Genomic DNA, 13,495 nt, shown 5'->3' on the forward strand with positions numbered 1-13,495 from the left:
ATTTACATAAGATAAATACATGGAATAAAGCACAATTTTGGTTAATCGTAATTTCTGAAAGGAGGATACTATGTTATTTAGGCTGCTGAGACACGACGATAGCATAAATTCAATAAAGATTCACCCGGCTACGGCTATTAAGTGGCAAGTTCCGTCCGCTGGGATGATTGCTTATGGACGTAAATCTCTTCAATATCATCTCGTAGTGGACGAGAGTTTGAACGATTGGCAAATCTCTCTTCCTCATCATATTATTTCACATTTAGGAATTCCGCTATGTAATCCTTATGAATTAGCTATACAAAAAGATAAAATTAGATTCGGTCCATATATTGGCTTTCTAATTGGAAGAAAGGTAGCCAATATTGAGAGAAAACTGCGTAAGTATATACGCCATTATGATCAGCTAGGAGGAACACTAGTCGCTTTTAACCGAAAGGGATTAAGAAAGGAAATGATCGATGGGTACATTTATAATCAGGAAAAGAAACGATGGGAGAGAAGTACTTTTTCGTATCCTTCCTCGATTTTTAGATTAAGCTCCTTACCTTGGAATCACCACCTTTATTCTTCCTATCGGAATAAGATTTGCAATCAAAGAGGATTTGATAAATGGCTTGTACACAAAAACCTAAGTGAATTATCAACGATTAACACCTATTTGCCAGAAACAACCTTACTGAAAGACAGACATGAAATCGATGACTTTTTACAGCGCCATCGTACCCTTTATATAAAACCTGTCGGTGGATCTGGAGGCCGAAGAATCATTAAAATTTCACAAGAAAATAATTCTTATTATGTAAGGTGGAGGGAAGGAAAAAGAAGAGTGAAAAGCTCTTTGATGAATCAAAATGAACTAGATGCCTTTTTGCTGAAACAATTAAAAGCGAGAAAGTATATTCTCCAGCAAGGTGTTGAACTGATGTCGGATAAAAATCGGCTCATAGATTTCCGTTTAATTATTTCTAAAAATGAGAAAGGAATATGGCACGATTTTGGTCTTATTGGAAAGTATGGAGTTCCTGACAGTATTGTAAGTAATATATCGTCAGGCGGTAAAGCGGAAATGGGAGAAATAACACTCAAAAAAGCTGGCAAAATGACGGATGAAGAGGTAAGCAATTTGAGGGAGAGAATCTCACATATTGCTTTTGAAATTGTAAAAGGAATGGAAAAAACTTTTAAAGTCTCCTATGGTGATTTCGCCCTTGATTTTGGGGTGGAAAGAAATGGGAAAATATGGCTTATAGAAGTTAATCCTCTTGGAGACCATACAATTGCTTTAGACGCTCAAAATCAAAAGCTTTTTGACGATATTATAAAAGCAAATTTAATGTACATGAAAAAGCTCGCCGGATTTGGAGAGATTCGAGTAACTAATGATTAAAGGTGAATGAGTTAAAAGCAGTTGTTTAGAGGTACCAATGTAGACAGCAGCTCCATCAAAGGCTCTAGCAACCTGAACATTATAATTTCCTTTATTTGGATGTATCGTTCGACAAAACAGGAATAAGAATTGGCACCAGCATACTATAAAAAGTATGATGAGGTTAATAAAGAGGTGATATAGAAATGTCTAGTAGTCCACGGGAGGAGATGATACTAGGTGATTGGACTTTTCATGTAATAAATATAAAAGATAAAGAGATGTATGAACAATTTATAATAGAAACGAAATACCCTACTCATTTGTGGTCGTCTAGTTTTGATTATGTTTGGGCTGCTTCAAACCCAAAATCGACACTCGTTTTATGGAAAATTGTCGATGGTTTATTAGTGACATTTAAATTAACGAAAAAAAAAGCACTCCAGCTACCCTTTCTGCCGTTTGGTTCGGGAGACGCTGAAAAGGTGTCAAATGTCTTATTACAATGTTTACAATTTTGCCAGAAATGGAATCAACAGAGAAAAGGCCGGAAAACAGTAGTCCGGGTCGTGACAGATCGCCAGCTGGACTTTTTAAGAAGTAGCCGTCTTTTTCATCAATACTTTCGTTATGTACCATTAACAGGTGACGATCGCCACATTTCCGTTCAAAAGCTGATTGATTTAAGCGGCGCTGAATTCAACAATGTAAGATATTGTAAAAATAAATTTCTTAAAGATCATCCAAATGCCTTGGTAAGAAGAGCAAACCGAGCAGATTTTCAAGCCTTACTAAACCTGAAACAGGAATGGAACAATACTTTTGGTAAAAAGTATACAAAGATTTCAGATGAACTTGTGTATGAAAAAATTATCAAGCATCATGAAGAGTTGAACCATATTATCCTTGTTGTCGAACTACATCAGCAAATTATTGGTATGATATCGGGTGGAGTTCTCCCACATGGAGAGGCATGGGGTTCGTTATTAAAGCAGCGGCAGGACTACTACGGTTTATCTGAGTTTCTATACGTACAATTTGCCGATGAAATTCATAAAGTTGACCCATATGTAAAAACAATAAACCTAGGAATTGATAGTGGTCCTAAAGGAGGACTCCGAAGATTTAAGGATAAGTTTAGACCTGTTTACAATGCGAGTAGATATCGATTATCTCTCAAAAGTAAGTTTTAATTTCCCTTATCAAAAGCAAAGATAAATATACACATATAAAAAACCGATCCGGAATCGATCGGTTTTTCTCTTTCTATTACTCTTATGAAGTAAATTCCACATAAGATTTCAGTAACAATTATTAATTCATTTATCTTCAAATTACTTAACGGTCTTTTTAAATGTCTCTACAATATTTTCTACTGTAAATCCATATTCTTGCAGTAATTTGTTTGCTGGGGCAGATGCGCCAAAATGATCAATGGTAATCGTTTTTCCAGTATGTCCGACATATTCTTTCCAGCCAAATGTAGAGCCTAATTCGATGGCAACACGTGCTGTTACATGACTAGGAATCACGCTTTCCTTATATTCTGCTGATTGTTGCTCGAAAAAATCCCAGCTTGGCATACTGACAACAGAAACATATACGCCTTCATTTTCCAGCACTTGCTGCGCTTCAAGTGCAAGTGTTACTTCTGAACCAGTTGCAAGTAAAAGACCCGCTACTTCTCCTTTTGCTTGTGACACGACATAAGCACCCTTCTTTACACCTTCATACACTTGTTCTTGATCCATCTTAAGAGTTGGAAGATCTTGACGAGTTAATACTAAAGCAGTTGGGTGATCTTTACTTTCAAGTGCTAAACGCCATGCCGCAGCTGTTTCCTTTGCCTCTGCTGGTCTAATGACGGAAACACCAGGCATTGCACGTAATGCCGCTAAGTGCTCGATTGGCTGGTGAGTTGGTCCGTCTTCCCCAACAGCAATACTGTCATGTGTAAATACATAATTGACTGGTAATTTCATTAGTGCGGCTAGACGAATTGCAGGGCGTAAGTAATCAGAGAAAACAAAAAAGGTTGCCCCAAATACTTTCACACCGCCGTGAAGAGCCATCCCATTTAATGCGGCACCCATCGCAAATTCACGAACACCAAACCAAATATTACGCGCTGCATACCCGTCTAACGCAAAGTTCTGTTCCGATGAAATCAATGTTTTATTAGACCCTGCAAGGTCAGCAGAACCGCCGATCATTTGCGGAATCGCATTTGCTGCTGCATTTAAAACTTTTCCTGAAGAGGCTCTCGTTGCTAACTTTGAACCAGATTCAAAAACAGGCAGTACTTCTTTCCAATTTACAGGAAGTTCACCTTTTACAGCACACTCAAATTGCGCTGCAAGTTCAGGATAGGCTGTTTTGTATTCTTCAAATCGTTCATTCCAAGCTTTTTCCGTAGCTTTTCCTTTTTCTACGATACTTGCAAAATGCTTTTCTACCTCTTCTGGTACAAAGAATGGTTCTTCTGCTTGCCATTGATAGGCTGCTTTTGTTCGTTTAACTTCCTCTTCTCCAAGAGGTGCACCATGACTCGCTGCAGAACCTGACTTATTAGGAGAACCGAAGCCAATGGTTGTTTTAACTTCAATTAATGTAGGCCGTTCTGTATCTGCCTTTGCTTCTTGGATCGCTTTTTGTATGGCTTCAACATCATTGCCGTCTTCTACACGCAGAACTTGCCATCCGTATGCTTTGAATCGATCGGCTACACTTTCAGTGAAAGATAGACTTAGGTCGCCATCTAGGGAAATGTCATTAGAATCATATAATACAACTAAACGACCTAACTTTAAGTGACCTGCTAGTGAAGCTGCTTCAGCACATACGCCTTCCATTAAATCTCCATCACCACAAAGACTGTATGTATAATGGTTTATCACATTGAATTTTTCTTTGTTGTAAGTTTCAGCAAGGTGACATTCTGCCATCGCCATACCAACTGCCATCGCAATTCCTTGGCCAAGTGGGCCCGTTGTAGCTTCTACACCTGCTGTATGTCCGTATTCAGGATGTCCAGGTGTTTTACTTCCCCATTGACGGAAATTTTTCAAATCATCAATTGTTAAGCCATACCCGAATAAATGAAGCATGCTATATAAAAGGGCTGATCCATGACCAGCCGACAAGATAAATCGATCACGGTTAATCCATTCTGGGTTTGTAGGATTTACATTCATTTCCTTTGCCCACAACGTATAAGCCATTGGAGCCGCCCCCATCGCAATTCCGGGGTGACCAGAGTTTGCTTTTTCAATTGCGTCAATCGATAATGTTCTAATGGTATTGATAGCTAATTGGTCAATAGTTTGTTTCGATTGTATTGTTGTCAATCTATTACTCTCCTTTTATCAGAAGATATCTTTTTTTATGAAAAATAATGAAAGAGGTGGGTTTTATCCCAGCCCCTTTATGATAGTACTTTCGCAGTCATGTCCTCATAATCTTTACACATGATTTCCCATGATTTTTCTATATCTTCATCTAATCCAAATAAACCGCTACGACCTACGATATAAATATCTGGACCGGCTGCATCAATTTTTTTAAATGTTTTCCGACTAGATGACCCATCCATTTCAATGACATATTGATATCCTTTTTCTTCTCGTAATTTTCTTAATGCTACAATTTTATCTAAGGTGCTTTCTATAAAACGTTGCCCAGCGAACCCTGGATCCACTGTCATAATTGTAATTTTATCTACTAAATCAATATAAGGGAAAATCGTTTCAATAGGAGTTTCTGGATTTAATACGACCCCTGCTTTTAATCCCGCATCATGAATTTGATCAATTAATCGAAAAGCCAAACCATCAAGTACTTCTGCATGCATGCAAATCCATTCGCATTTTATATCAATTAATTGTTGAACCCAGAAACTTGGATTCGTTACCATAAGATGAGCGGAGATAGGTAAATCACTTATTTTTCGCACTTCTTGGATAAACCATGGGGATAATGTAATATTCGGAACATAATGCCCATCCATAATATCAATATGATAAGAACCTACATGATTGTTTAAAAAAGTGATTTGTTCTTTAAACTTATCTAAGTCCATTGTCATCAATGATGGTGAAAATTCTATTTTTTTCATACTTTGTTTATCCTCCACAAAACCTATTTTCTTTAGAAATAATGGTAGGGTGTATCGTCACCCCATCCATTAGCCCTAAAGTATTGATACGCTTTTATTTACTGCCTCTTAACTAATCATTGCACTTACATTATTCTTAAATAATTTTAATATCATCTAAATCAATGTCATCTTCTTCAACTTCTGCTTGCTCAGCTTTTTGACTCACATCTTTCTTAAGCAAAGCCAAAGCCACCGCTGTTACTAGAACATTTACTAATATCGCTACAGCTCCTGTCCATGGTTGAGTCATCGTTGGTAGCATCAATACGCCACCAAATGGGACCTTTGCATCTGCTCCTAACACCATAGATACTGCTCCACCTGCCGCTCCGCCAATCGCTACGGCTGTTACACAACGAACAATATCATTCATAACAATCGGAATGACACCTTCAACAATATTAACGACACCCATTGGAACGGCCGATTTCAAAGCCTCAGTTTCTACTGGTGTATAGATGTTTTTCCCAAACATTTTTGCGACAAAGTAAGCTAGCCCAAATCCAATAGGTGTTGCTGTATTTACTAATTGTAAGGCTGTAATAGGTCCATTAATTCCTTCTGCCTGCATTGTCAATACAAAGGCAAATACAGTCTTGTTAATTGGGCCACCAAAGTCAACTCCACTTAATAAGCCGACAACCCCACCAAATACTAACAATGAAGAAGTCCCTAAACCGTTTAATGCATTTGTTAATACTGATGTAAAAGCTGCGATCGGGATACCAATAATGTAAACCATGATTAATCCACCAATAATGGAGGTGAAAAATGGAACAATTAAAGTGGGCATTAATCCCTTTGCCCAATTAGGAACTTTAAAATGTTTAATAACAGCTACGGCAAGATAGCCCGATAAAAATCCTCCTAAAATCCCACCGATGAATCCAGCACCAATTGCATTGGCAGTTAAACCAATAATAAAACCTGGAGCGATCCCTGGTTTTCCTGCAATTGAATAAGAAATCCCTGTTGCTATAACGACAGGTAGTAAACCTAAACCGAGAGCTCCCATTTTAGCTAGAGCGTCCCAGAAGGTATGAGGTTCTGTTAAGTCCGCACCAGGATTACCTCCAAAACCCATCCCAATTGCGATTAAAAAACCAGCTCCACATACAATTGGAATTAAATAGGAAATTGCTGTTAATAAATGACCTTTAAGATTTAATTTTTTTATTCCACTCATTTTAAACCCCCCTATTATTTATATATTCATATCCGAACCATGCAACTATTAAGGCAATCCGTGATTCCTATTCATTGCATAAGATGGTACAAAATCCACTTAATTAATCTCTTAACTTACTACTATATGTTTCTTTAGCTACATAAAGCTTCTTTCACATTTTCAGCATTTTTCGCTTGTAGCATTTTCTCAACAACTTCATCGTTCCCTAGTTTCCTTGCAAATAGTGATAATAGTTTTAGATGTGTTTGTGCCCCATCATTGTCTTTTCCAACAGCAAAAAGTATGATTCCTTTTACTCCATTGCCATCGAGTGTCTCCCAAGGGATTTCTTCCTCCGTAATCCCAATCGCTACTCCTATTTTTTTTACAGATTCACTATTCCCATGAGGAATCGCAATATAATTTCCGATTCCAGTTTGACCCACTGCTTCCCTAGCATAAATGTCCTTTAAAAACGCTTCAATATCTGTAATGTATTCATTTTGTAGTAACACTTCTGCTAATTGTTGGATGGCTTCTTCCTTGCTTTTAACATTTATGTTGGTTTTGATTGTATTTATATCGACAATATCTTTTACTTCCACTACTTTCCTCTCCTTGCTTAAACTAATTCTTTTGACTTACAACCTCTGCCGCTTTTTCGATTAATTTATTTGGTGATTTAACAGCTATTTCTGTCGTAACTTGGATGATTCGCTTCCCTTCAAAACGTTCTCTTCCTGCGATTTTAACATCTGCAGCTAAGATAACGATGTCTGCTGCAGCTATCTGTTCTTGAGTTAATTCATTCTCTGTTCCAATCGTTCCTTGTGTTTCAATATGAATTTCATGGCCTGCTTTCTTCCCGGCATTCTCTAATTTCTCCTGTGCGATATATGTGTGTGCGATTCCAACTGTGCATGCTGCAACTCCTACAATTTTCATAATCATATTCCTCCTAATTTTTTATAATTTCTTTAATAAAATCTTCTTTTTCTTTATGATTCAATAATCGATTTAAATACTCTTCATCTGCTAAAGCTCGGGTGAATAAGGTTATTTGTTTCTTTATTTGAACGCTTTCATTTTTCTTTAATAAAATAACAATCAATAAACAAATATCCTTTGTGTCGCAATCCCATGACCGGATTGGATTTGCTAAACGGATAAATAAAATTTGACTCTTCTTTATTTGATTGCTTTCGATATGAGGCAACAACACATGTTCAGCAATCAATATGCTTCCTACTTTTTCTCTATCATTTAATTGATGGATGACTTCCTCTTTTTGCGAAGGATTATCCTGACATACGATTTCAGAAATAAAAGAGTATACTTCTTCTTTTGTTTTTAACTCACAATTAAAATAAACTTGATAGATTGAATTAATCTCCATGATAAATTTCCTCTATCTTTCCCTGAAGTCTTTTCTGGTCATCCATTGTAAACATTGCACTCACTAATAAAAAAGGAATGGGTACTTCTTCCTTCATATGAACCGTACTCAGAATCAATTCAGCATCGGCGTATTTCTCTTTTAACATTTGTGTATTTCGTGATGCTACTACATCAACAATTTCTAACTCAGGAAATTTCTTTGAAACTTTTGCTTTTAACAGTTCTGAAGTGCCAATTCCTGTCGTACACATGATTAGTGTTTTTATTGGGCGTTGATGTTGGCCTGTTTCAATTGCTTTTGCAAAATAGAGGGTAATAAACCCATTTTCATCGTCATTTATGGCTGGTAAGTTAAATTTTTCACTAACCGATTCGGATACATTTGTTACGCCCAAAAATACTTCTTCATAAGTTACCTTAATTTGACTTAACAAGCTGTTTTTAATACGAATTTTATGCTCTAGTCTATTAAGCATCGGTTTAATATGGTTGGCTAAATCCATAAAAATAGACTGACTGTCTAGATCAATTCCTAAGCTAATACGCATTCCTTCAATATATGCTTTCGTTACTTCGATAACTTTTGATGAAAAAGTGGAAGTGATCGCTAGAGAACCTTGCATTCTTGATGATACTAAATACTGATAAAGAAAATAAATCTCAATATCTGGCAAAGAACTGTTCAAATATTTTTCAATATTTGTGACAATAACCTTTGCGATCGGATATAAAATAGAATCTCTTTTCATATTTTCCATTTCTTCATTAGAAATCTTATCAGTGACTAGTAAGCTCGGTACTTTTCTTGAACGACTGAGTAGTATGTACAAATGTGAGAAAATGTTTACATTATATGGGTAGGGAATTGTTATATCAAAATCCTTTTCCATTTTTCTTAACTGGTCCAATATAAACAAAACATCGTACTTATTGAAATTAAGTTCTGGATTCTTTTTTAAATCATCAATATCAATCGTATGAAAGATTTCAATAATGTCCTTAATGGCCTTCCGAATATTAACTTCTTCCCCTAATATGGCTAGCGTTCTATTTTTTCGCTCTAGAACTAAATTGTAGTTTTTAAGTTCTTCGCTCATTAATTGTTCATCATTAAAAACAACGGAGTCTCCTACATGATAGTGACTAAATAAATGGTAAATATTTATAGCTTTAGGCGACGCCAATAATAATTCTTCCATAATTCGCTTACGTCTCTCGTTAGGAGAAAATTGTTTTTCTTTATAATTATTAATGCTTTTTTGATAATGAATAAATTTTTCGTAATCTAGTTTATACCCTCTCCCTCTTTCAGATATGATTAAAGGGCCGTCCACGTACTCGTTGTTAATTTTATTTATTAAACGATAGACTGTTTTTTGAGAAACATTTAATACTTCTAGGAGATCCTTGGAAGTAACATACCCTTGATTTTTTGAAAGAAACAGTAACAGATTTTGTTCATGGTTTTTATTTGAACTCACAGCCACGCCTCCTTGTTATACCTATATAGTAACCAATTTTATAGAAAGCGCTTCGCTGGAAAGTGACCGTTGCAACGGTCACTTTTTTGGCATTCTTTTAAATTTTTCTATGACGCCGCTATTAACGTTAAATCAGGCAAGGAAAAGTTCCGTTGCCTTCCTCAAAAGTGCGTAAGGGCCATAATGAACTTGACATTTATATTAGATAGGAAAATCACTGTGAAAACGATAGCTGATTGGATGAATCTCATGTATTAAAATATCCCGAGGAATCAAAGGTCATACTAAAGAGGAAAAAACTGTATAACTTAAGGAAAGAAAAAAGAGACCGCCAACAAGTTCAGTGAACTTATTAGCAATCTCCGTTAAACAAATGTTAAATTATAAGTTTTAAGGACTAACAGAAACGTAGAGACTAAAGGGCTGGGGCGATGATTACAATCCGTCAATATAAAGGTAGGGAAATTTGAATATTATTAACTTAAACTAATGACTAATAAACAGCTATAGGCCCATAAGGAACATCGATAATTTCTATTTTCGTTTCAAAAATATCTGACAAAAATTCTGGATCCATAATCTCTTCTACTGTTCCAAAAGCAGCAATTTGTCAGGACCACCGCTCGTTAATGATTATTCTTCTTCTCGTAACAGGAGGGCTTCCTTCGCCATAACCGCAAGTTCAATTGTTTCAAGGGTTTTGCAATAATTATCTAAAATCTCTTCATTCAAACTGACTTCTTTATGAATATAATCCAGAACATGCCAATCCTCAAACCAGTCTTCGTTCTTCGCTTCTTCATGAGTGGTATTCGGCCAGGCATATTTTAAAGGTGGGCTGTACAGCCTCTCGGCACCCTTTCTCAACACACAATTCTTGACCCGTCGCTTATAAAGCGATCGTGGATAAGTTTCATTTACATCATTAAACAAATCAGGCCAATAATCTTTCCGTGAGCCCGTGTGAGGTTGTTCATGCGCCCATTTCAAGACTCCCGCCAGAATCTTTTCACGGTGAAAAATAAGGGAATACAATTTTTTTCCGAATAAAATTCTTTCGTGGAGCGAAGTGAAATACCTTGAGGTGGCACCGGCAAGTGAAGCTTTCTCCCTTTTTTCTCCTGTCCAGTAGGGAAAAAGAATGTTATTGAGTCGCAAGAAATCATACATTTTAAAGCTGACCGTACCTGTTACCGTTTTTTTGAAATAATTATTTTGAATCAATCTTTTTTCTAAATAGCTTTGTTCATTTATCACCATCGCTATCGCCAATGTATAGCTATCCCCACTGTACCAAAAATAACGCCACATCGTTTCCATGAAAGTGGATATGTGAAGAAAAGGTAAAAGATAGAACATTTCTTGACTATTCCTTACACTCAGGTCATAAATCAAAAATTGAGGATACACATCTTGAAAAATCAACCAACTGCCGCGTTCCAAAAAGGAAAAGAAAGCCTTCTGATCTTTTTCAGGCAGAAGTTTTGTCAGCAATTCTCCTTTTAAATCGGTCATGTTCCATCCGACGTTTCGCGATACCATATGTCCGAGAAGAGCCCAATGTATTTCAGGGTGCTGAAGATAAAACTGAAAATAAGCTTGCGTCCGGGTTACATTGTTTTGGTTAAGCTGTCTCGTCTGTTCGCTTATAAGCTGAATACATTGTTTATCCTTTTCTGATAAACTGGGCACAATCCCGGAAGTTTTCTTTTTCATCTTTTTTTTTAATTCTTTTTTTACATCTGAAAAAGAGTCCAGCACAAACGGCATCATCCTTTATCGAAGTTCATTTTGAGTGTAACGGTCATCCCCATCAAAGGAATGAATATTCATATTGCTCACGGAATATGTATTCAAAGATGAATCTTTGGGAGAGGATGAGGGATATGCGGAATCGAGTATATAAAGAAATGAACAGAATCGCGAATCAGCTCGTCCACGATCAATCAGAGGACGGGGCCTGGCGTTATCCTTTCGAGACCGGGATTTCAACGGACTGCAGTATGATTATCTTATTACGGACATTGGAAATAAATGATGAAGAGTTCATCAAAGAATTGGTGAAACGAATCGCCGGAAAACAGCAGGAAGACGGGTCATGGAAGCTGTTTCATGATGAGGAAAAAGGGAATCTGACAACCACTGTGGAAGCTTATTATGCCCTTCTTTATTCTGGTTACCGGGATCGAAAAGACCAGGAAATCCAAGCAGCCCGGCGATTTATTATGGCCAACGGAGGAGCCACGGAAGTCCATATGTTTTTGAAACTCATGTTGGCCATAACAGGACAATGTGAGTGGCCGCACTTCCCCATTAATATTGAAGTGATGCTTTTACCAGACTCCTTTCCAATCAATCTTTTTGACCTCTCCGTGTACGGAAGAACGAATATTGTCCCTTTTTTGATTCTCGCCAATTTGAATTTTCGTAAACGAACGCGACGATCGCCCAATCTCTCCGATTTGTTTCAAAAAAAAGAGGTTCGCTTTTTTACAGACGATCAAGCAGAAGAGGTCCGCTCAGTGACCAATTTGATAAAACAGGGGATTCAGTGGCTAAAATACCATGGAAACCTTCGCGAATTGACATTATATCGTGCCGAAAAATATATGCTGGACCGAATCGAACCGGACGGCACCTTTTGTAATTATTTCAGCTCGACTACGCTAATGATTTACGCCTTACTGGCGAGGGGGTATCCGAATACACATCCGGTGATTACTCGTGCCGTACAAGGTTTAAAAGCGATGGCCTGCCGGATTGACGGAGAACTTCACTGCCAATACACGACGGCTACCGTCTGGAATACGACTTTAATTAGTTATGCTTTGCAAGAATCGGGCGTTCCCTATTCAGCCAACACGATTCAGAAGGCCAATCATTACATTCTCTCTCGTCAGCATCTTAAATACGGGGATTGGGTCATTCATGAACCGAATCTGTTACCGGGAGGCTGGGGGTTTGCGGACAAGAACACGATCCATCCAGATATTGACGACACAACCGCTGCACTGAGGGCGTTACGCACTTTGGCCACAGAGCAAGTGGGTTGCCGACAGGCATGGGATCGTGGCGTAAACTGGATCATTTCCATGCAAAACAATGACGGAGGTTGGCCGGCGTTTGAAAAGAATGTGAATAAGAAAGTGTTGAAATTATTACCGATAGAAGGTGGAAACGATTTATTAATTGATCCGTCGACGGCTGATTTAACGGGAAGAACATTAGAATTCTTCGGAAACTTTACCCATTTGGATCATCACCATCCGATGGTGAAAGATGCGATTCGGTGGCTGTTGCGGCATCAAAATTCAGATGGTTCCTGGGTCGGGCGATGGGGCATGTATATTTATGGCACATGGGCGGCTGTAACGGGAATGATTGCAGTTGGGGGTTCCACGAATCATCCAGCGATTCAAAACGCTTTAGCTTGGTTGCGGAACATCCAAAATCCCGACGGGGGTTGGGGAGAATCCTGTAAAAGTGATATCAAAAATACGTATGTGCCGTTGGGCGAAAGTACCCGCACTCATACGGCTTGGGCCCTAGACACACTCATTTCGGCCGCAACTGTAGTTACGCCTGAAATTGAAAATGGTGTAGCTTTTTTAGTGAATAAGAAGGATAAAGATTGGACGACGACCTACCCAAAAGGAAGTGGGATGGCAGGATCCTTTTATATCCATTATCATTGTTATGAATATGTTTTTCCATTGATTTCCTTGGCCCATTATCAAAAATTGGCTGGTGGGCAGCTCCTAACGAGTAAGTCACACAAGGATTTTAATGAAGGATAAGTGTATTCAAAACGTCTCTTGAGCGACCTTTGGCATATTTTAAAATCCTGTCCCATAAAACGAACAAACCACAACAGACGGTAGTCTTGGAGAAAAACGAAATCTTATCAAGGAGGGAGACAAAAG

11 protein-coding genes and 1 pseudogene are annotated in these 13,495 nt (G+C 37.7%); 3 read left to right on the forward strand and 9 right to left on the reverse strand.

Translation table 11 applies throughout. The features are described 5' to 3' along the window. Nucleotides 1-70 precede the first annotated feature (70 nt). Nucleotides 71-1,390, forward strand: coding sequence for a YheC/YheD family endospore coat-associated protein (locus GNT69_RS24365; RefSeq protein ID WP_203557588.1), 1,320 nt, complete (start codon nucleotides 71-73; stop codon nucleotides 1,388-1,390). 185 nt (nucleotides 1,391-1,575) lie between these two features. Further along, nucleotides 1,576-2,562, forward strand: coding sequence for a phosphatidylglycerol lysyltransferase domain-containing protein (locus GNT69_RS24370; protein WP_203557589.1), 987 nt, complete (start codon nucleotides 1,576-1,578; stop codon nucleotides 2,560-2,562). A gap of 141 nt (nucleotides 2,563-2,703) precedes the next feature. Here GNT69_RS24370 and tkt read toward each other — a convergent pair whose 3' ends face one another. The 9 genes and pseudogenes from tkt to GNT69_RS24415 all read right to left on the reverse strand — a co-directional run bounded on the left by tkt (nucleotide 2,704) and on the right by GNT69_RS24415 (nucleotide 11,342). Continuing rightward, nucleotides 2,704-4,716 carry a transketolase gene (gene tkt, locus GNT69_RS24375; protein ID WP_203557590.1) on the reverse strand — a complete coding sequence of 671 codons (2,013 nt, stop codon included), beginning with the start codon at nucleotides 4,714-4,716 and terminating at the stop codon, nucleotides 2,704-2,706. A 77-nt stretch (nucleotides 4,717-4,793) separates the two neighbouring features. Beyond that, complete coding sequence (gene alsE / locus GNT69_RS24380; RefSeq protein ID WP_239094456.1) at nucleotides 4,794-5,483, reverse strand: D-allulose 6-phosphate 3-epimerase; 690 nt, start codon at nucleotides 5,481-5,483, stop codon at nucleotides 4,794-4,796. Nucleotides 5,484-5,619: 136 nt separating this feature from the next. Then, entirely contained in the window at nucleotides 5,620-6,711 is a 1,092-nt protein-coding gene (locus tag GNT69_RS24385) for a PTS fructose transporter subunit IIC (protein ID WP_203557591.1), read from the reverse strand. A 134-nt stretch (nucleotides 6,712-6,845) separates the two neighbouring features. Next, nucleotides 6,846-7,298, reverse strand: a complete 453-nt coding sequence (locus tag GNT69_RS24390; protein WP_203557592.1) for a fructose PTS transporter subunit IIA — start codon at nucleotides 7,296-7,298, stop codon at nucleotides 6,846-6,848. A 22-nt stretch (nucleotides 7,299-7,320) separates the two neighbouring features. Continuing rightward, complete coding sequence (locus tag GNT69_RS24395) at nucleotides 7,321-7,638, reverse strand: PTS fructose transporter subunit IIB (RefSeq protein WP_203557593.1); 318 nt, start codon at nucleotides 7,636-7,638, stop codon at nucleotides 7,321-7,323. A gap of 13 nt (nucleotides 7,639-7,651) precedes the next feature. Further along, nucleotides 7,652-8,089 (reverse strand): PTS sugar transporter subunit IIA, encoded by a 438-nt coding sequence (locus GNT69_RS24400; RefSeq protein WP_203557594.1) that lies wholly within the window; start codon nucleotides 8,087-8,089, stop codon nucleotides 7,652-7,654. Beyond that, nucleotides 8,079-9,572 (reverse strand): PRD domain-containing protein, encoded by a 1,494-nt coding sequence (locus GNT69_RS24405; protein WP_203557595.1) that lies wholly within the window; start codon nucleotides 9,570-9,572, stop codon nucleotides 8,079-8,081. Before GNT69_RS24405 ends, GNT69_RS24400 begins: the two co-directional genes overlap by 11 nt. A 493-nt stretch (nucleotides 9,573-10,065) precedes the next feature. Beyond that, nucleotides 10,066-10,182: pseudogene (locus GNT69_RS24410) on the reverse strand (siderophore ABC transporter ATP-binding protein); the annotation flags it as partial. 23 nt (nucleotides 10,183-10,205) lie between these two features. Next, nucleotides 10,206-11,342 carry a DUF2515 family protein gene (locus GNT69_RS24415; protein ID WP_203557596.1) on the reverse strand — a complete coding sequence of 379 codons (1,137 nt, stop codon included), beginning with the start codon at nucleotides 11,340-11,342 and terminating at the stop codon, nucleotides 10,206-10,208. Between the two features lie 116 nt (nucleotides 11,343-11,458). On the opposite strand from GNT69_RS24415, the gene shc reads away from it, so the two are divergent. Beyond that, complete coding sequence (shc, locus tag GNT69_RS24420) at nucleotides 11,459-13,369, forward strand: squalene--hopene cyclase (protein ID WP_203557597.1); 1,911 nt, start codon at nucleotides 11,459-11,461, stop codon at nucleotides 13,367-13,369. Nucleotides 13,370-13,495 lie beyond the last annotated feature (126 nt).

Origin of the sequence: Bacillus sp. B15-48, from assembly GCF_016879755.1 — a bacterium.
Classification (GTDB): Bacteria; Bacillota; Bacilli; order Bacillales; family Cytobacillaceae; genus Mesobacillus_B.